Below are 17,601 nucleotides of genomic sequence, written 5' to 3'. Positions count from 1 at the left end.
TTCGGTTTGTCAATCCTGCAGGACGCCGCCCGCCCCTTCCAGCGCCTCGCGCGTGTCGACATCGATCGATGCGCCCTGCCCGATCTCGACATCGATGACGTCGAGGCCTTCGGCTTCGACCAGGTGTCGCGCGCCGGTATCACCCTCGAGCTGCGCAACCGCCGCGAAAAGCGATCGCGGCAAAAGCACCGGATTTCCGCGCTTGCCCTGATGCGAGGCGCGCACCACGGCGTGACCGCCGGAGCGGCGGAACGCATCGATCAGGCTGTCGAGGTCCTTCGACGAAACGCCGGGCATGTCGCCGAGAACGATCATCGCGCCAACCGCGTCGGGCGCGACCTTCGCAATGCCCGCCTTCAAGGACGAGGCCAGGCCATCGGCGAAATCGGGATTGTCGGCGAGTTTCACCTCAAGGCCTCCAAGCGCTGAACGCACCCGCTCGCGCTGATGGCCGGTGACGACGATGGTGCTCGCGGCCTTTGAGCCCAGCGCGCGGGAAGCGGTACGGCGCACCAGCGGCTCGCCGTCGAACAGCGCCAGAAGCTTGTTCGGCCCGCCCATGCGGCTCGAGCGGCCGGCGGCCAGAAGCACGATATCGACCTTCAGCGCCGACCTGGCGGGGTGCGGCGCCGGCTCGCGCGGCTGCGGCCTGGTCGGAATTTCCATCAAAAGCCCGCCGACGCCCATGCCGGCAATGTCGCCGGCCGTCACATCGAGCCCGGCAATCAGGCGATCGAGCACCCAGTCGAAGCCGTTCTCCTTCGGGCTGCGCGCGCATCCGGGCGCGCCGACGACGCGCTTGCCGTCGAGTGTTCCGAGCACCAGCAGATTGCCGGGATCGACCGGCATGCCGGCGCGGATGACGGTGCCGCCGGCACGTTCGATCGCAGCCGGCACGACATCGGCGAAATCGCTCATCGCCGAGGCGCCGAAGATCACCACCATGTCATTGTCGCGCGCCAGCTGGGTTGCGGCCGCGGCGACAGGGGCAATCTCATGCGGCGTGCGCCGCTCGGCCGTCAGCCGGCCGCCGGAACGCGCCAGCCGCGCCTCGGTGACGCGCAGCGTCTTGTCAAGCACGCTCGGCTTCACGCCGGGAAGCACCGTCTGGATGATGCCGACTGTGATGGGACGATAGGCGTTGACGGCAAAGATCTCGCGGCCGACGCAAATCCTCACCACGCTGTCCACCAGGTTTGCGGCGACGGCAAAGGGGATGATCTTCACGGTCGCGACCATCTGGCCCTTCTCGACCGGCGCATGCTGCGCCAGCGTAGCGACGGTGATGGCCGGATCGACGGCATTGATGGCGTCGATCATCCCGGCATTGACGGTAAACACGCCCGAGGCCCCTGCATGCAGGTTCACCCGCCCGGTGGCGGCCGGCTTGACCTCGATGTTGCGGTGGCTCATGCCGGCCGCGATTTTCGTGGCGGCGGCATCCTCACCGAGATCGTCCTCGGCAAGCACCGCCGCGACGACTTCGACTACACCCGCTGCCTTCAGTGCAGCGACATCCTCGCGGCTCAGCCGGTGCGCCTTGCGGAACCGCTTTTCGCCCGCGGCCGTCGCATGCGCCAGCACCGCCCCTTCCGCCTCGTCGATCGGAACCGGCCCGAATTTCACGCCACGGCGCCTTTTGCTTCCAGACCGCGCGAGCGGAAGGCGTGGATGGTCTGTGCGAGCACCGCGACAGCGATCTCGGCCGGGCTGGCCGCCCCGATGTCGAGGCCGATCGGCGCGTGGATGCGGGCGATCTGGTCGGCGCCGGCGCCGAGCGCGAGCAAGCGCTCGACGCGCTTGGCGTGGGTCTTGCGGCTGCCAAGCGCCCCGACATAGAAGCAGCGGGCGTCGAGCGCCGCCTTCAGCGCAAAATCGTCGATCTTCGGATCATGGGTGACTGCGGCGAGCGCCGTGTAGCTGTCGAGCGGCGCGCGCTTCAACACATCCTCCGGCCATTCGGCATGCAGCGCGACGTCGGGAAAGCGCTCCGGAGTCGCAAAGGCGGTGCGCGGGTCGATGATCTCGACGGGATAGCCGGCGATCCTGGCCATCGGCGCCAGCGCCTGGCTGATATGCACCGCGCCGATCACCACGAGGCGCGGGCGCGGCAGATGAGCGTTGAGAAAGAAGGTCCGCCCTTCCGCCTCCACCGACCGCGAATTGCCGGTGCGGAACGCATTGGCGATCGCCGCCCCGAGATCGCCCGCGACAGGATCGCCCTCGCGCACAATGCGGTCGCGGCCGTCGCCAAGGTCGGTGACCAGCACCGCGGCGCGGCGGGCGCGGCGTTCTTCGTTGAGGGTCTTCAGAATGTATGGATCCACGGCGGTCAGCCCAGCCTTTCGACATAGACCTTGATGCGGCCGCCGCAGGAAAGGCCCACCTGCCAGGCCGTTTCGTCGGCGACGCCGAACTCCAGCATTCTGGCCTTGCCCGAGCCGATGACGTCGATCGCCTCGGTCACCACGGCGCCCTCGACACAGCCGCCGGAGACAGAGCCATGGAAATTCCCTTCAGCGTCGATGACCAGATGGCTGCCGACCGGACGCGGCGCCGAACCCCAGGTCTCGACCACGGTCGCGATGGCGACATCCTTGCCGTCCTTCATCCAGCTCTCCGCGATGATCAGCGGATCACGGGCCTCATCGAGATAAATGCTCTCATCCATCGTCGCTTCTCACAAAGTCTGTTTTCCCGCCGGGACATTCCCTGACAGAGCATATGGCTATGCGGCCCGCCTCCCGCCAGTTCGCAGCCAGCGGCGCGGATCGACCGAGGCCGCCGGCCGCCGGTCGAGCGAGGTGCAAAGATCGGTCAGCGCATCGAGATTATGCACTGCGCGGAACTCGTCGACATGCGGCAGCATCGCTTTGACGCCGCGGGCACGCGCCTCGAAGCCGTCGAAGCGCAACAGCGGGTTGAGCCAGATCAGCCGCCGGCAGGACTTGTGCAGCCGCTCCATCTCCTGCGACAGGCCGGTGACGTCGTCGCGCTCCAGCCCGTCGGTGATGAGAAGAACCACGGCGCCCTGCCCCAGCACGCGCCGTGACCACAGCTGGTTGAATTCGGCGAGCGTATCGCCGATGCGGGTGCCGCCCGACCAGTCCTTCACAGCCGCCGAGCATTCGGCAAGCGCCTCGTCCGGATCGCGATGGCGCATCTGCCGGGTCAAATTGGTCAGCCGCGTGCCGAAGACGAAGGCGTGCACGCGCCGGCGCTTCTCCGTCAGGGCATGCAGGAAATGCAGGAAGATGCGGGTGTACTGGCTCATCGAGCCGGAAATATCGGCAAGCACCACCAGCGGCGGATGCACTTCGCGCGCCGATCGGAATTTCGGCAGGATAAGCGCGCCGCCGGTTCGCGCCGCCGAGCGCATCATGGCGCGCGGATCGATGCGGCGCCCCTGCGCGTCAGCCCTGAAGCGCCGCGTGCGGACGAGGTCGAAGGGAAGTTGCAAGGCCATGATCGCCTTTTTGGCCTCGGCCATTTCGCGGGCGTCCATCTGGGCGAAATCCTTGCCGCGCAGCACCTCATTGCCGGAAAAAGTCATCCGCGCATCGACCTCGATCTCCGGCACTTCCCGGGCCGGCCGGCTCTTCTGGTGGCCTTCGAACATCGCCTGGCTGACGCGGTTCTCGGCCGCCCGAGGCTTTTGCTTTTCGCTTGTGTCCAGGGCGACCGGCGAAAACATCGCCAGCAGCTTCTCGATCAGCTCGCGCGATTTCCAGAACAGGCGGAAAGCCTCGTCGAAGACCGGATGATCCTCGTGCCGCGAGACCAGCACCGCATGCAGCGTCCAGTAGAAATCGTCGCGCGAGCCGATGCCGGCGGCAAGCACCGCCTCGATGGCGTCCTTCACCGAGGCCGGCCCGACGCGCATGCCGGCCTTGCGCAAGGCGCGAGCGAAATAGACGATATTATCGGCGATGCGCCCATCGGCGCGCGCCTCTTTGGGTTCCGGACGCGGCGACGGCATCGCCCCTACTCCGCCGCCGAAAGCTCGGCCTTCACCTCATTGAGGATGCGCCGGCCCTCGCCCTCACCGATGCGGGCAATATCGTCCTGGTATTTCAAAAGCACGCCGATCGTGTCGGACACGGTCTCCGGGTCGAGCGCCACCTTGTCGAGCTCGGTGAGCGCGCCGGCCCAGTCGATGGTTTCGGCAACGCCTGGCGCCTTGAACAGCTCGACCTGGCGCAGCTTCTGGACAAAGGACACGACCTCCGCCGACAGCCGGCGGTTCGCCTGCGGCACCTTGCGGCGCACGATCTCCAGCTCGCGTTCCGCATTCGGATAATCGACCCAGTGATAAAGGCAGCGCCGCTTCAGCGCGTCGTGGATCTCGCGCGTGCGGTTGGTGGTTATGATGACGATCGGCGGCTCTTCCGCCTTGATTGTGCCAAGCTCGGGAACCGTAACCTGGAAGTCCGACAGGATTTCCAGCAGGAACGCTTCGAACGCTTCGTCGGTGCGGTCGAGCTCGTCGATCAGGAACACCGGCGCCGCGCCGGCCTTGCCGGTCAGCGCGTCGAGCACCGGGCGGCGGATCAGGTATTTTTCGGAGAATACGTTACGCTCCATGTCGGAGCGCACGACCTTGCCGGCCGCCTCCTCCATGCGGATCTCGATCATCTGCGCGGCATAATTCCACTCATAGACGGCCGAGGAGACGTCGAGCCCCTCATAGCATTGCAACCGGATCAGCCGGCGGCCGAGGGCGTCGGCCAGTACCTTGGCGATCTCGGTCTTGCCAACGCCCGCCTCGCCTTCGAGGAACAAGGGCCGCTTCATGCGCAGTGAAAGAAACAGCACGGTCGCCAGCGAGCGGTCCGCGACATAGTCCGCAGCGGTCAAAAGATCGAGCGTTTCGTCGATCGATTTCGGCGCGGGGCGCGGCGCGGTCATCTTGTCTCCGTGGGTCCCGCTTGCACGTTTCAAAGGACGTGATAGTCGCGGTTATAGTAGATCAGCGGCCGCAAATTATCGCCGATGCGCAGGCCTGTCACCTTGCCAAAAAGCACACGGTGGGTGGCAAGATCCTTGGCGTCGATGATCTCGCAGTCGAACACGGCAAGGGCCCCTTTCAGCGTCGGCGCGCCGGTCGAGATCACATCCCACTCGGCCAGCGCAAAGCGTTCGTCCGCCGGCAACCCGGTGACACCGGAAAAGCCTACCGAGACGGCTTCCTGATCCGAGGCAAGCGTGTTGAGCGCGAACCTGCCGTTCTTGATGAAAGCCTCGTTCTTGGCGTTCTCGCGGTTGAGGCAGACCAGAACCGTCGGCGGCGTGTCCGAAACCGAACAGGCGGCGATCACCGTCGCGCCGCGTTTGCCGCCGGGCCCGTCCGTGGTCACCACATGCACATGGCCGGCAAAATGCGCCATCGCATCGCGATAGTGCTGCGGCCCGATGTCATTGATCTTCAGCACGCGATAATCCACCTGTCGGAACAAGCCCGTTATATATGGCGGCATATTGCACGCCACAAGTTATCTATCACGGGCGAAGTGCTTGACCGCAATCCGCAAATTCGCGTGTTGCGCGCCGCTTAGCCAGCCTTTAGGCATTTCCTGAAATAGTGTCGGGACTGTATTCCCGGCATGGAGGATATCTTAGCCCGAATGCGTCTTCTCACGACGACATCAGCCGTGCTGTTCTGGCTGTCGCTGGCCGCGAGCGCCGAGGCCGAGACGCTGGTCGGCGTTGCGGCGCCGCTTTCCGGTCCGTCGGCGATCCTGGGCAAGCAAGTTGAGGATGGGGCAGCCTTAGCGGCAGAGACGAACGGCCTTGCGATCAAGACTGCAGACGATGCCTGCACCGCCGATGGCGGCGCCGCGGCGGCAAAGGAATTCGTCGACGCCAAAGTCGATATCGTGGTGGGCTTTCTCTGCACCGAGGCGATCGAGGCGGCGCTGCCGATCCTGAAGGACGCCAACATACCGGTGATCACGGTCGGCGTGCGCACCGAAAGCCTGACCGACCGGCGCGCCAAGACCGGCTGGCCGGTCTACCGGCTCGGCCCGCGCGGCGACGATGAGCGCAACGCGGTCGCCGCCGAGCTCACCCGGCTGTGGCGCGACGACCTCTTCGCCATAATCGATGACGGCACCATCTATGGCCGCGAGATGGCCGAGACTTTTCGCGCTGCGGCCGAGCAGGCTGCCTTGAAACCGGTCTTCACCGACACTTTCAGGCCGCAGCTCGACAACCAGATCGGGTTGGTCGGCCGGCTGAAGAAGGCCGGCGCGACAAAAGTATTTGCCGGCGGCGACGGCGACGATGTCGCCATCATGGGCCGCGATGCCGCCCAGCTCGATGCGGGCATCACCTTTGCCGGCGGCGAGAACCTGCGCACGCCGCCAGGCGACGTGCCCTACGCCGCCGGCACGTTGATGATCGCGCCGCCGGAATGGTCGGAGGTCGCGGACCCAAGGATCGTGCAGGCCTTCGGCGCAAAAAACATCGTGCCGGACGGCTACACGCTGCCGTCCTATGCAGCAGTCGAGATCGCCAAGATCGCGCTGGCTGGCGCGGAGAGCTCTGGCCAACCGCTCGGCGAGGCGCTGACCGGCCATGATTTCGCGACCGCGATCGGCACCATCCGCTTCGACGACAAGGGCGACCTCAGCCAGAACCCGTTCCGCGTCTTCCGCTTCGACGGCACGCATTTCGTACCGCTGGAGGGCAAGTGATGTTCCGCACCGGACCGCGCAATCTGATCACCGACGTTGCTGGTCTTCGCGTCGGCAATGCCGCCGACGCCAGGCTTAAATCCGGCGTCACGGTGGTGCTCTGCGACGAACCTGCCGTGGCTGGCGTCCAGGTGCTGGGCGGCGCGCCGGGCACGCGCGAGACCGACCTGCTCGAGCCGCAGAATTCGATCGCGACCATCCACGCCGTCGTGCTGTCCGGCGGCTCCGCCTTCGGCCTCGACGCCGCCTCCGGCGTGCAGGCGGCGCTGCGCGAGAGAGACATCGGCGTTGAGGTCGGCGGCTTCCGCGTGCCGATCGTGCCGGCCGCGATCCTGTTCGACCTGCGCAATGGCGGCGACAAGAAATGGGGCCGTTATCCGCCCTATCGCGAGCTCGGCTATGACGCCGTGCAGGCGGCAACAATGGATTTCGCCATCGGTACATTGGGCGCCGGCGCGGGCGCGCTGACCTACGGGTTGAAAGGCGGGCTGGGCTCCGCCTCGACCGTGCTCGACAGCGGCGTCACCATCGGCGCGCTCGCCGCCGTCAATCCGACCGGCTCCGTCACCGTCGGCCGCAGCCGCCATTTCTGGGCGGCGCCCTTCGAGATCGGCCACGAGTTCGGCGGCCTGGGCTATCCCGATCCACTGCCGCAAGACGCCAGGAAGATCCTGCTGAAATACCGCGACCGGCGTGTTGGCGGACATGGGGAAGCCGGCAGCACCACCATCGCCGTTATCGCCACCGACGCCGTGCTGACCAAGGCCGCGGCCAAGCGGCTGGCGATTTCGGCGCATGACGGCTTCGCCCGCGCCATCTGGCCGACCCATACGCCGGCGGACGGGGATCTGGTGTTTGCGCTGGCGACGGGCAGGAGCGGCATCGAGCTCGGCGCCGATGCCGCGATCGACCTGTTCGCAGCGGCTGGCGCGACCATGGCGCGCGCGATCAGCCGCGGCGTCTACGCCGCTACGCCTGCCGAAGGCGATCTGTTTCCCGTCTGGTCGTCGCGCTGATTGGGCCGGCGCCGATCAGGTCGGGTCGGACTTTTCTTCCTCGAAGGTGACGGCGACATCGGAATTCGCGGAAAGCCAGACCTTCTGGCCGTCGATCTCCGCGACCAGGGCGAGCGAAATGTAATGATGATGGCCCTTGTGCGAGCCCATGCCGCTGTCGGCCTTGGTCAGCTTGATCCGGTCGCCCTCGACCTTGTCAACGGTGCCGATATGGACGCCATCGGCGCCGATCACTTCCATATGTCCGCGTATCTTGCTGATGTCGGTGCTCATGCTGGTTCTCCGCTGGATTTGCCCTTTCGGATGCGAGACGGCCGACAATAACAAATGAACGCCGAATTGGATGCATCGCGGCGCGTCTCGTTCACCATGGCGTGATAGGCATGAATTCACCTTCACGCTGCTGACGGCATTCCACCAGTTCCTCGCGCTTGGCGTTCGCTCCATTTTCCGCTGGGCTTTGCGGCACTTGTCGGGGTTAGCATCCGGTTTGCGCGGCAGCAGCGTTGAGCATTGGGCCCGCCTCTGTTAGGACGCGGCCGACGCTTCTCCCAGGCAGGACTGAAAACAGATGATCCCTCGCTATTCCCGGCCGGAAATGGTCGCCATCTGGTCGCCCGAAACCCGCTTCCGCATCTGGTTCGAGATCGAGGCGCATGCCTGCGATGCGCTGGCGGAGCTGGGCGTCATCCCGAAGGAAGCGGCAAGGACCATCTGGGAAAAAGGCGGCGCAGCCAAGTTCGACGTCGCCAAGATCGACGAGATCGAGCGCGTCACCAAGCATGATGTCATCGCTTTCCTCACCCATCTCGCCGAATTCGTCGGACCGGATGCCCGCTTCATCCACCAGGGCATGACCTCGTCGGACGTGTTGGACACCTGCCTTGCGGTGCAATTGACCCGCGCCAGCGATATCCTGCTCGACGACATCGACGCCCTGCTCGCCGCGCTGAAGCGCCGCGCCTTCGAGCACAAGGACACCGTCACCATCGGCCGCAGCCACGGCATCCACGCCGAGCCGACCACTTTCGGCGTCAAACTGGCGCAAGCCTATGCCGAGTTCTCGCGCTGCCGCGACCGGCTGGTGCACGCGCGGGAGGACATCGCCACCTGCGCGATCTCCGGCGCGGTCGGCACCTTCGCTAACATCGAGCCTTATGTCGAAGAGCATGTTGCGGCAAAGCTCGGCCTGAAGCCTGAGCCGGTGTCGACGCAAGTCATCCCGCGCGACCGGCATGCCATGTTCTTTGCCACGCTGGGCGTGATCGCCTCGTCGGTCGAACGCCTCGCCGTCGAGATCCGCCATCTGCAGCGCACCGAAGTGCTGGAAGCGGAAGAGTATTTCTCGCCGGGCCAGAAGGGCTCGTCGGCCATGCCGCACAAGCGCAATCCGGTGCTGACCGAAAACCTCACCGGCCTCGCCCGCATGGTGCGGTCGATGGCCCTGCCCGCCATGGAAGACGTGGCGCTGTGGCATGAGCGCGACATTTCGCATTCCTCTGTCGAGCGCATGATCGGGCCGGACGCGACGGTGACGCTGGATTTCGCGCTGGCGCGCCTGACCGGCGTCGTCGACAAGCTGCTCGTCTATCCCGAGAATATGGAGAAGAACCTCAACAAGTTCAGAGGCTTGGTCCATTCGCAGCGTGTGCTGCTCGCGCTGACGCAGGCCGGCCTGTCACGCGAGGACGCCTATCGCCTGGTGCAGCGCAACGCCATGAAAGTCTGGGAGCAGGGCGCCGATTTCCTGGAGGAGTTGCTGGCCGACAAGGACGTGACGGCGGCCCTCTCCGAAGCCGAGATCCGCGAGAAATTCGACCTCGGCTACCACACCAAGCATGTCGATACGATCTTCAAGCGGGTGTTCGGGGAAGCTTGAGGTCTTCCTTCTCCCCGTTCACGGGGAGAAGGTGCCCGAAGGGCGGATGAGGGGCAGCGCCGGCGTCGGCGGTTTTCATCCACCTTAGCAATCTCGGAGGTTTGCGCTGCCCCTCATTGCCCTGCCGGGCATTTCTCCCCGTATAGTGACGGGGAGAAAGACGCTGTCACCGACGCTGGCTCAAGCCTTGCCCGGGACCGTCCTGATCACCGTGCCCCACGGGTCTTCCCGCGAAGTCTCATCCTTAACATTGTCCGAGCGCATCTCGACCCAAGCCAAGCCTGAGCGTGACGGATCGCGCCTTCCCGCGCCAGCGCTTTGCCAAGCATTGGCGCCGATATGGTGGTGGTAATGGCCGGACGACAGGAACACCGCCTGGCTGCCATATTTGGCGACGGTGTCGAAGGCGAACTGGTCATGCCACCAGGCTTCCGCATCCTCGGGCCGGCCGACGCGCAGATGCACATGGCCGACAATGGTGTTTTCGGGCGCGCCCTGCCAGCCGGCATCGCCCGCCGGCACGCTGCCCACCACCGCCGGCAGGTTCAGCCGCTCGGTCGCCATGGCAACCTTGTCGCCATTCCATTTCCAGTCCTGCGGACGGCGGTCGGCATAGATCTCGATGCCGTTGCCTTCCGGATCGGTGAGATAGAGCGCCTCGCTGACCAGATGGTCCGAGGCGCCTTCTATGCCGATGCGGTTGGCGGCGGCGTGGCTGATCCAGCGTCCAAGGTCCGCTCGCGACGGCAACAGGAACGCGGTGTGGAAAAGGCCGGCGCTGCGCGGATCGTCGGGCTTCGCCGAAGCATCCTGTTCAAGCACCAGCAATGGCCGGTTGGCGGCGCCAAGCGTAATCGCGCCATCGGCGCGGCTCAGTTCCTGCAGGCCGACGACCGCGCGATAATAGGCGGCAAGGCTCTCGGCATCGCGCGCCTTCAGCCCGACACGCGACACGCTGACCGGGGTGGTCGCGGCAAAAGGCAGTTCGCTCATCAAACTCTCCGTTCGGGCGACACCTATTCCCAAACGGGAGTTCCAGGCCGCCAGCTCTTGTTCCCCCTCCAAATCGTCGATTGCGATCGTTCACACAAGAGAGCAAGAATCGAACAAGTTGTTCACAATTGCGACATCAGCGATATTGGCAACGGGGTTGCGGACCCCACAGCCGCTCGCTACATCCGCGCAATGAAAGTCAAAGACGCAGATATCCTGATCGTGCCGGGCTACACCAATTCCGGCCCCGAGCACTGGCAGACCCGCTGGCAGTCGAAACTGTCGACGGCGCGCCGGGTCGAGCAGGCGGAGTGGACCAAGCCCGTGCGCGAGGACTGGACGGCGAGCGTGGCGAACGCCGTCAACGAGGCTGAGCGGCCCGTGGTGCTCGTTGCGCATTCGCTTGGCGTCACGGCCGCGGTGCAGGCCATCCCGCAATTCAGGAAGCCCGTCGCCGGCGCCTTCTTCGTCGCGCCGCCGGATGTGTCCAATCCGGAAATCAGGCCGAGGCACCTGATGACCTTCGGCCCTTATTCGCGCGATCCCCTGCCCTTCCCGTCAATCGTGATTGCCAGCCGCAATGACCCGTTCTGCGCCTTCGAGGTCGCCGAGGACATTGCCGCCGCCTGGGGATCGCTCTTCATCGACGCCGGCGAGGCCGGCCATCTCAACCATGACGCCGGCTTCGGCCCGTGGCCCGAGGGTTCGATGACCTTCGCCAAATTCCTGACGGAGCTGAAGCAGCCCTAAGGCCGACCTCAAGCGCCGATGGAATCCCGCATGCTCTTCAACAGGGTCTTCGCGCCGAGCGAGATCAGCGTGTGGTCCGAGCCCATGGCGAGCAGCCGATAGCCCATCGACACGACGCGGCCGGCAATCGCCGGCTCGATCACGTAGATCGCCGCATGCTTTCCAGCCTTGCGCGTCCGCTCGGCGATCGAAGCGACCGTCTCCATCATGCTTTCCAGCGTCGAATTGACGGTCGTTCCGTTCGACCAGGCGATCGAGAAATCCGACGGACCGACGAAGATGCCGTCGATGCCGGGCGTATCAAGGATACCGTCGAGCGCCTCGAAAGCCGCCCGCGTCTCGACCATCGCGAAGGCCATGGTGCGCTGGTTCGAGTCGCGCAGCCATTCGGCGTGGTCGCCCTTGCCGTGCCGCGGGAATGCGTAGGTCGGCCCCCAGGAGCGCTCGCCCATGGGCGGATATTTCATCGCGGCGGCGAACTGCCGTGCGTCGGCCACCGAGTTCACCATCGGCGCGATCACTGCCTCGGCGCCGAAATCGAGCGCGCGGCTCGCCATGTCGAAGCGCCCGACCGGAATGCGCACCAGAGCGGGCTTGTTGGCGGCCAGCACCGGCGCCAGGCCGCGCAGCACGCTGTCCTCGTGGTGGCCGCCATGCTGCATGTCGAGGGTGACGGCGTCGAAATCCTGCTTGGCAATGATTTCCACCGTCAGCGCGTCCGGCACCCCGGACCAGGCGGTGAACAGCGTTTCGTCGGCGACCAGGCGGGATTTGAGCGACATCGGACCTTCCTTGATGACAACCCGCAGTTCAGCCGGAAACGACGGCAAAGGCAAAGAAAAACCGCCCGGTTTGGCCGGGCGGTCGATTGGTCCAGCTAGAATCCCGCCTCAGGCATTCTTGATCTGCTCGATCGCCTGGGCCATCAGTTCGTCCATGGTGCGGCGGATCTGATGGTCCGACTGGTTGACGCCGGCGGCATCGAAATCCTTGCGAATCTTGCGGAAGACGTCGTGGTCGCCGGCCTCCTCGATATCGGAGACCACCACTTCCTTGGCATAGGCTTCGGCATCGGCGCCGGATTTGCCCAGCTTCTCGGCGGCCCACAGGCCAAGCGCCTTATTGCGCCGGGCCGCGGCCTTGAAGCGAAGTTCCTCGTCGAAGGCGAATTTGCGCTCAAAGCCCTCTTCGCGGTCTTTCATGCTGCTCATGACGTCCCTCCGATCAATCCGATTCGCGTTCGCGGTGAATATGTGTGATGGGCAAGCACAAATCAAAAGGCCGCGACCCGGTCAATATACTTCGTCGCATGCTGCGCTGCGGCATTTCAGTCCCGAAAGCGGTTGATTCGCCGGATTTGGCGATTGAGCAAACCAGGCGATTGCGATAACACCGGCATTGAACGCCACCGTCGCCATACTAATTTAGGCAGACGGACAGGAACCGGTCATTTGCCGCCTGCCCGCAGACCCAGAGAAAAAATCAGATGAAAAATCGCCGCCGAATCTACGAAGGCAAGGCCAAGATCCTCTATGAGGGACCTGAGCCCGGGACGCTGATCCAGTTCTTCAAGGACGACGCCACCGCCTTCAACAAGAAGAAACATGAAGTGGTCGATGGCAAGGGCGTGCTCAACAACCGCATTTCCGAGCACATCTTCAATCACTTGAACCGCATGGGCATCCCGACCCACTTCATCCGCCGGCTCAACATGCGCGAGCAGTTGATCAAGGAAGTCGAGATCATCCCGCTCGAGGTCGTCGTGCGCAATGTCGCCGCCGGCTCGCTGTCCAAGCGCCTCGGCATTGAGGAAGGCACGGTGCTGCCGCGCTCGATCATCGAATTCTATTACAAGGCCGACGCGCTCGACGATCCGATGGTATCGGAAGAGCACATCACCGCCTTCGGCTGGGCGAGCCCGCAGGAGATTGACGACATCATGGCGCTGGCCATCCGCGTCAACGACTTCCTTTCCGGCCTGTTCCTCGGCGTCGGCATCCAGCTTGTCGACTTCAAGATCGAATGCGGCCGCCTTTTCGAGGGCGACATGATGCGCATCGTCGTCGCCGACGAGATCTCGCCGGATTCCTGTCGGCTGTGGGATGTCGCCACCCAGGACAAGCTCGACAAGGACCGCTTCCGCCGCGACATGGGCGGCTTGGTCGAGGCGTATCAGGAAGTCGCCCGCCGTCTCGGCATCATCAACGAGAACGAGCCGCCGCGCCCGACGGGTCCGGTCCTCGTCGCCTCTTCCGATGCGCCCAAGGGGCTGAAGCACTAAATGCCGACGGGCCTGCCGGATAATGGCAGGTCCAGCGCCTGATCCATCACTTAGGAGTATCGATGAAAGCCCGCATCACCGTGACCCTCAAGAACGGCGTCCTCGACCCGCAGGGCAAGGCGATCGAGCATGCGCTCTCCGGATTGGGCTTCGACGGCGTCGGCCAGGTTCGCCAGGGCAAGGTGTTCGACATCGAGCTCACCGGAACCGACAAGGCCAAGGCCGAAGCCGATCTCAAGGCCATGTGCGACAAGCTTCTGGCAAACACGGTGATTGAGAACTACGCGGTGGAGATCGCCTGACATGAAATCAGCCGTCGTCCTTCTGCCTGGCCTCAACCGCGACCGCGACATGATCGCGGCGCTGACCAAGATTTCCGGCCAGGCGCCAGCGACCATCTGGCAGACCGACACCGAAATCCCCGATGTCGACCTGATCGCCATCCCCGGCGGCTTCTCCTTCGGCGACTACCTGCGCTGCGGCGCGATCGCGGCGCGCATGCCGGTGATGCGGGCGGTGGCCGAAAAGGCCGCCAAGGGCGTGCCCGTTATCGGCGTCTGCAACGGCTTCCAGATCCTGGTCGAGGCGGGACTGCTGCCCGGCGCCCTGATGCGCAACGCCTCGCTGAAGTTCGTCTGCCGCCAGGTGAAGCTCGAGATCGCCAACGCCAACACCATGTTCACCCGGCACTACAAGCCCGGGCAGATCATCCGCTCGCCGGTGGCGCATCATGACGGCAATTACTTCGCCGACGCCGAGACGCTCGCCCGGCTCGAAGGCGAAGGCCAGGTGGTGTTCCGCTACGCCGAAGGCACCAATCCCAACGGCTCGATCAACGATATTGCCGGCATCGTCAACGACAAGGGCAACGTGCTCGGCCTGATGCCGCATCCCGAAAACCTGATCGAGGCGGCGCATGGCGGCAATGATGGACGCGCGTTATTCGAAAGCGCGCTCGGCCTCGCGGCTTGATCCTTTAACAATCCTATCGGAACGCGGGGGCGGACTGACCATGAGACCGACGATCGTTCGCCTTGCTCTCCTGGCCGCCGCCGGGCTCGCCTTGGCTTCCTGCCAGTCCAGCCCCAAGACGACGCCGGTTCCCTCGGGCAAAAGCGCCTCGCTGCTTGCCATGGAACAGGTCGCCATTTCGGCGCATAAATGCTGGATCGCCAGCAAGGATCCGGCCTTCAAGGCTTACCAGATGGCCAATGAGCTCAATTCCTACAGCGGCACGCCGCGCTTCCTGCTGGTGCCCGCCAAGCATTATGGCGGCAAGCCGCTGCTGGTCGTGCAGGCGCAGGGCAACTCCAGCCGCGTCGACGTGTTCGGGCCGCTGATGAACGAGCCGCTCGGCGCCCGCATCGGCTCCGACATCGCCAGATGGCAGGCCGGAAACCCGTCCTGCGCGGCTACCGCTTGAGGCCGCCCATGGGCCGGTTCCTGCAGATCGCGGGACTGGTCATCGGGCTGATTGCGCTTGTCCTGCAAGCCGCGATCACCATTCCGGCGTCGATGGCGGCCGGGCGCAGCCTGCTAGGCTCGATCGTCTTTCTTCTCAGCTTCTTCACCATCTTGACCAACATCGCCGCCGTGATGGTGCATGCTTCGCTGCTGTCACCCACCGGCTATGCCTGGTTCCCGGCCTTCGCCGGGCAGCGCATGCGCGCCGGCGTCGCGGTGTCCATCACGCTGGTCTTCATCGTCTACGCGACCGTGCTGGCAGGGCTTTGGCAACCACAGGGCCTGTTCCTGCTTTGCGACATCCTGCTCCACTACGTCACGCCGCTGATCTTCGTGCTGTGGTGGCTCATTGCCGGCGCGGATGGCTCGACGCGCTGGCGCGATATCTCCTGGTGGATGATCTATCCGCTGGCCTATCTCGCCTACGCGCTGATCCGCGCGCCCTTCGCCGGCGAAGTGCCCTATCCGTTCCTCGACGTGGCCAAGAACGGCGCGGCCAGCGTCGCCGTTTCGGCCGTGGGCGTCACGGCGCTGTTCGTCGGATTGAGCGTGCTTGCCGTGCTGATCGATCACGGCATCGGCGGGTTGCGGAGGAAACCCGCAACCCGCGTCCAATCGGGCCGCCGATAGAGCAATTCCAGGAAAATTGTGAGCGGTTTTCCGTCCGGAATTGCGCAAAAACAAGGAGATATTGCGTTTCACCGTTTCTGCGAAACGCACTAGATCATCACTCCCAGAACGACCTGATGCCTTCGCGATGGGCATCGCAGCGCGAGATGCCGATGTCCTTGAGCTGCTCGTCCGTCATCTCAAGCAGCGCGAGGCGGCCGCGCCGACGCTCGAGCATGCGGTCGATCTGCCTGGCGATGGAACGGAGCACAACCACCATGCGGCTGACAAAGCCGCGATGGGCCAAGGGCTCGGCCTGCGCGCCAAAAGCCGGGCGAGCGTAGCGAATTGTCTCAATTGTATCCATTGTCGTTCTGCCTTGTCCCGATTGTACCTTTTCAATCGCGGATTCGATATGGATTGACTCATCGCGCGGCGCAATATAGAAAATTGTCACCATGACAAATTGGCTCCCTGACCTCTCCACTGGCTCCGGTCCGCTCTATCAGCGTCTTGCTGACAGCATTGAGTCAGATATCGACAAGGGCGTCATCGATGCCGGTGCAAAACTGCCGCCGCAGCGCGACCTCGCCTATGACATCGGCACGACCGTCGGCACCATCGGCAGGGCCTATCAGCTGCTGCGTGAACGCGGCCTGGTGAGCGGCGAGGTCGGTCGCGGCACCTATGTGCTCGGCCAGCGCGCCGAGGCGCCGAAACCCGACGTCGAACCTGGCTTGCAAGGCACGCGCCCCATCGACGCGCCGAGCGGCAAGCTGCGCTTCGACAGCACCGCCGCGCCCGATGTCGGCCAGGGCGCGGTGATCGCCGACATCCTGGCGCGCACGGCGCAGGAGCACCCGCACGAAATCTCGAGCTACACGCGGGATTTCCCCGAACGCTGGTACGAGGCGGGCAGCCGCTGGCTGGCCCGCAACGCCTTCCGCCCCGCGCCCGATTCGATCGTGCCGACGCTGGGCACGCATGCCGCGGTCATGGCGGCGATCGCGGCGCTGACCATGCCCGGCGACTACGTCGTCTTCGAGCACCTCACCTATTCGCAGATCGCGCGCAGCGCCGGGCTGATCGGCCGCCGTATCGCGCTGGTCTCGACCGACGACAACGGCATCGACCCGGACGATTTCGAGCGCGTCTGCGCCCAGAAACACCCAAAGGTCATGTTCCTGATGCCGACCGCGAAGAACCCGACGCTTGTGACGCTGTCGGCGGAGCGGCGCCAAGCGATCGCTTGGATCGCGCGCGAATACAATGTCGCGCTGGTCGAGGACGACCTTTACGGCGAGCTCACCGACGATCCGACACCGTTGCTGGCCGAATATGCGCCGGAACGCACCATCGTCGCTGGCGGCTTGTCGAAGTCGGTCGCCGCCGGCGTGCGCGGCGGCTGGCTTTCCTGCCCGCCGGCCTACCGCCACCGCATCCGTGTCGCGCACAAGATGATAACCGGCGGCCTGCCTTTCCTGTTGGCCGAGGTCGGCACGAGGCTGGTGACGTCGGGCCAGGCAAGCGAGATCCGCAAGCGCTGCATTGCCGAAATCCAGACGCGCCTCACCATCGTGCGCGAGGTGCTGGCGGGCTTCGACTTCAAGGCGCGGGACAACGTCCCCTTCGTCTGGCTGACACTGCCCGACCCGTGGCTGTCCGGCACCTTCAAGAACGCCTGCCTGGCGCAAGGCGTGCTCATCGACGACGAGGACGAGTTCAAGGCCGGCCGCTCCGAGCAGGTCTTTCACGGCGTGCGCTTCGGCGTCTCGCAACCGCGGCAAAGCCAGGATGTCGCCGGCGGCGTCGCCGTCATCCGCCGCCTGCTCGACGAAGGCCGCGCCGGCTACGACAGTTTTTCCTGATCAAGCCTGAAAGCCCAGACCTTAGCACCGACGGAGTGGCAGTTTT

Annotated in this window: 21 protein-coding genes; 10 read left to right on the top strand and 11 right to left on the bottom strand. The window is 64.9% G+C overall.

The features are described 5' to 3' along the window. Positions 1-9: 9 nt before the first annotated feature. The 6 genes from EJ069_RS06625 to EJ069_RS06600 are packed head-to-tail and all read right to left on the bottom strand — an operon-like array spanning position 10 to position 5,432. A complete protein-coding gene (locus tag EJ069_RS06625; RefSeq protein WP_126060612.1) occupies positions 10-1,626 on the bottom strand; it encodes a molybdopterin-binding/glycosyltransferase family 2 protein in 1,617 nt (538 codons plus the stop codon). After that, complete coding sequence (locus EJ069_RS06620; RefSeq protein WP_126060611.1) at positions 1,623-2,327, bottom strand: XdhC family protein; 705 nt, start codon at positions 2,325-2,327, stop codon at positions 1,623-1,625. The genes EJ069_RS06625 and EJ069_RS06620 overlap by 4 nt, the downstream gene beginning before the upstream one ends. Positions 2,328-2,332: 5 nt before the next feature. Next, positions 2,333-2,671 (bottom strand): XdhC family protein, encoded by a 339-nt coding sequence (locus tag EJ069_RS06615; protein ID WP_126060610.1) that lies wholly within the window; start codon positions 2,669-2,671, stop codon positions 2,333-2,335. 57 nt (positions 2,672-2,728) lie between these two features. Then, entirely contained in the window at positions 2,729-3,979 is a 1,251-nt protein-coding gene (locus EJ069_RS06610; protein ID WP_126060609.1) for a VWA domain-containing protein, read from the bottom strand. Positions 3,980-3,984: 5 nt separating this feature from the next. Further along, the gene (locus EJ069_RS06605; protein ID WP_126060608.1) at positions 3,985-4,908 is read right to left on the bottom strand and encodes a MoxR family ATPase; all 924 of its coding nucleotides are present in this window, start codon (positions 4,906-4,908) and stop codon (positions 3,985-3,987) included. Positions 4,909-4,937: 29 nt separating this feature from the next. Then, a complete protein-coding gene (locus EJ069_RS06600) occupies positions 4,938-5,432 on the bottom strand; it encodes a flavin reductase (protein ID WP_042644630.1) in 495 nt (164 codons plus the stop codon). 192 nt (positions 5,433-5,624) lie between these two features. On the opposite strand from EJ069_RS06600, the gene EJ069_RS06595 reads away from it, so the two are divergent. Then, a complete protein-coding gene (locus EJ069_RS06595) occupies positions 5,625-6,695 on the top strand; it encodes a branched-chain amino acid ABC transporter substrate-binding protein (protein ID WP_126060607.1) in 1,071 nt (356 codons plus the stop codon). Continuing rightward, positions 6,695-7,711, top strand: coding sequence for a P1 family peptidase (locus tag EJ069_RS06590; RefSeq protein WP_126060606.1), 1,017 nt, complete (start codon positions 6,695-6,697; stop codon positions 7,709-7,711). Before EJ069_RS06595 ends, EJ069_RS06590 begins: the two co-directional genes overlap by 1 nt. Positions 7,712-7,726: 15 nt before the next feature. On the opposite strand, the gene EJ069_RS06585 is transcribed toward EJ069_RS06590, so the two are convergent. Next, positions 7,727-7,984, bottom strand: a complete 258-nt coding sequence (locus EJ069_RS06585) for a DUF2171 domain-containing protein (RefSeq protein WP_040982323.1) — start codon at positions 7,982-7,984, stop codon at positions 7,727-7,729. 298 nt (positions 7,985-8,282) lie between these two features. On the opposite strand from EJ069_RS06585, the gene purB reads away from it, so the two are divergent. Further along, positions 8,283-9,590 (top strand): adenylosuccinate lyase, encoded by a 1,308-nt coding sequence (gene purB, locus EJ069_RS06580; protein ID WP_126060605.1) that lies wholly within the window; start codon positions 8,283-8,285, stop codon positions 9,588-9,590. 180 nt (positions 9,591-9,770) lie between these two features. On the opposite strand, the gene EJ069_RS06575 is transcribed toward purB, so the two are convergent. Next, positions 9,771-10,583, bottom strand: coding sequence for a VOC family protein (locus tag EJ069_RS06575; protein WP_126060604.1), 813 nt, complete (start codon positions 10,581-10,583; stop codon positions 9,771-9,773). Positions 10,584-10,775: 192 nt separating this feature from the next. On the opposite strand from EJ069_RS06575, the gene EJ069_RS06570 reads away from it, so the two are divergent. Then, on the top strand, positions 10,776-11,333 hold the full coding sequence (locus EJ069_RS06570; protein ID WP_042644628.1) for an alpha/beta hydrolase: 558 nt from the start codon (positions 10,776-10,778) through the stop codon (positions 11,331-11,333). A gap of 8 nt (positions 11,334-11,341) precedes the next feature. Here EJ069_RS06570 and EJ069_RS06565 read toward each other — a convergent pair whose 3' ends face one another. Further along, positions 11,342-12,115 (bottom strand): HpcH/HpaI aldolase/citrate lyase family protein, encoded by a 774-nt coding sequence (locus EJ069_RS06565; RefSeq protein ID WP_126060603.1) that lies wholly within the window; start codon positions 12,113-12,115, stop codon positions 11,342-11,344. 108 nt (positions 12,116-12,223) lie between these two features. After that, positions 12,224-12,544, bottom strand: coding sequence for a DUF1476 domain-containing protein (locus EJ069_RS06560; protein WP_042644542.1), 321 nt, complete (start codon positions 12,542-12,544; stop codon positions 12,224-12,226). A gap of 275 nt (positions 12,545-12,819) precedes the next feature. On the opposite strand from EJ069_RS06560, the gene purC reads away from it, so the two are divergent. From purC to EJ069_RS06535, 5 genes are all read left to right on the top strand, one after another. Then, entirely contained in the window at positions 12,820-13,614 is a 795-nt protein-coding gene (gene purC, locus EJ069_RS06555; RefSeq protein WP_042644540.1) for a phosphoribosylaminoimidazolesuccinocarboxamide synthase, read from the top strand. A gap of 62 nt (positions 13,615-13,676) precedes the next feature. Continuing rightward, entirely contained in the window at positions 13,677-13,916 is a 240-nt protein-coding gene (gene purS / locus EJ069_RS06550) for a phosphoribosylformylglycinamidine synthase subunit PurS (protein WP_040995386.1), read from the top strand. A 1-nt stretch (position 13,917) separates the two neighbouring features. Beyond that, on the top strand, positions 13,918-14,586 hold the full coding sequence (purQ, locus tag EJ069_RS06545; protein WP_126060602.1) for a phosphoribosylformylglycinamidine synthase subunit PurQ: 669 nt from the start codon (positions 13,918-13,920) through the stop codon (positions 14,584-14,586). A 40-nt stretch (positions 14,587-14,626) separates the two neighbouring features. Further along, positions 14,627-15,037: a hypothetical protein gene (locus tag EJ069_RS06540; protein ID WP_189476206.1), complete on the top strand. Its 411-nt coding sequence runs from the start codon at positions 14,627-14,629 to the stop codon at positions 15,035-15,037. Between the two features lie 8 nt (positions 15,038-15,045). Continuing rightward, a complete protein-coding gene (locus tag EJ069_RS06535; RefSeq protein ID WP_126060601.1) occupies positions 15,046-15,708 on the top strand; it encodes a Pr6Pr family membrane protein in 663 nt (220 codons plus the stop codon). A gap of 97 nt (positions 15,709-15,805) precedes the next feature. Here the strand turns inward: EJ069_RS06535 and EJ069_RS06530 are convergent, their stop codons facing one another. Then, positions 15,806-16,054, bottom strand: coding sequence for a DUF1127 domain-containing protein (locus EJ069_RS06530; RefSeq protein WP_126060600.1), 249 nt, complete (start codon positions 16,052-16,054; stop codon positions 15,806-15,808). Between the two features lie 91 nt (positions 16,055-16,145). Between EJ069_RS06530 and EJ069_RS06525 the strand changes: the two genes are divergently transcribed. Then, positions 16,146-17,555, top strand: coding sequence for a PLP-dependent aminotransferase family protein (locus tag EJ069_RS06525; protein WP_126060599.1), 1,410 nt, complete (start codon positions 16,146-16,148; stop codon positions 17,553-17,555). The last annotated feature ends 46 nt before the right edge of the window (positions 17,556-17,601 follow it).

Origin of the sequence: Mesorhizobium sp. M2A.F.Ca.ET.043.05.1.1 (assembly GCF_003952445.1) — a bacterium.
Classification (GTDB): domain Bacteria; phylum Pseudomonadota; class Alphaproteobacteria; order Rhizobiales; family Rhizobiaceae; genus Mesorhizobium.
The sequence above is the reverse complement of the archived record's forward strand: the minus strand, read 5'-3'. Positions and strand labels throughout refer to the sequence as shown.

Bases quoted from the DNA above. Each gene is read 5' to 3' on its own strand.
- purQ (WP_126060602.1), top strand. From the start codon at position 13,918: ATGAAATCAGCCGTCGTCCTTCTGCCTGGCCTCAACCGCGACCGCGAC.
- EJ069_RS06565 (WP_126060603.1), bottom strand. From the start codon at position 12,115: ATGTCGCTCAAATCCCGCCTGGTCGCCGACGAAACGCTGTTCACCGCC.
- EJ069_RS06585 (WP_040982323.1), bottom strand. From the start codon at position 7,984: ATGAGCACCGACATCAGCAAGATACGCGGACATATGGAAGTGATCGGC.
- EJ069_RS06615 (WP_126060610.1), bottom strand. From the start codon at position 2,671: ATGGATGAGAGCATTTATCTCGATGAGGCCCGTGATCCGCTGATCATC.
- EJ069_RS06610 (WP_126060609.1), bottom strand. From the start codon at position 3,979: ATGCCGTCGCCGCGTCCGGAACCCAAAGAGGCGCGCGCCGATGGGCGC.
- EJ069_RS06575 (WP_126060604.1), bottom strand. From the start codon at position 10,583: ATGAGCGAACTGCCTTTTGCCGCGACCACCCCGGTCAGCGTGTCGCGT.
- EJ069_RS06590 (WP_126060606.1), top strand. From the start codon at position 6,695: ATGTTCCGCACCGGACCGCGCAATCTGATCACCGACGTTGCTGGTCTT.
- purC (WP_042644540.1), top strand. From the start codon at position 12,820: ATGAAAAATCGCCGCCGAATCTACGAAGGCAAGGCCAAGATCCTCTAT.
- EJ069_RS06595 (WP_126060607.1), top strand. From the start codon at position 5,625: ATGCGTCTTCTCACGACGACATCAGCCGTGCTGTTCTGGCTGTCGCTG.
- EJ069_RS06540 (WP_189476206.1), top strand. From the start codon at position 14,627: ATGAGACCGACGATCGTTCGCCTTGCTCTCCTGGCCGCCGCCGGGCTC.
- EJ069_RS06605 (WP_126060608.1), bottom strand. From the start codon at position 4,908: ATGACCGCGCCGCGCCCCGCGCCGAAATCGATCGACGAAACGCTCGAT.
- EJ069_RS06525 (WP_126060599.1), top strand. From the start codon at position 16,146: ATGACAAATTGGCTCCCTGACCTCTCCACTGGCTCCGGTCCGCTCTAT.
- EJ069_RS06570 (WP_042644628.1), top strand. From the start codon at position 10,776: ATGAAAGTCAAAGACGCAGATATCCTGATCGTGCCGGGCTACACCAAT.
- EJ069_RS06530 (WP_126060600.1), bottom strand. From the start codon at position 16,054: ATGGATACAATTGAGACAATTCGCTACGCTCGCCCGGCTTTTGGCGCG.
- purB (WP_126060605.1), top strand. From the start codon at position 8,283: ATGATCCCTCGCTATTCCCGGCCGGAAATGGTCGCCATCTGGTCGCCC.
- purS (WP_040995386.1), top strand. From the start codon at position 13,677: ATGAAAGCCCGCATCACCGTGACCCTCAAGAACGGCGTCCTCGACCCG.
- EJ069_RS06560 (WP_042644542.1), bottom strand. From the start codon at position 12,544: ATGAGCAGCATGAAAGACCGCGAAGAGGGCTTTGAGCGCAAATTCGCC.
- EJ069_RS06535 (WP_126060601.1), top strand. From the start codon at position 15,046: ATGGGCCGGTTCCTGCAGATCGCGGGACTGGTCATCGGGCTGATTGCG.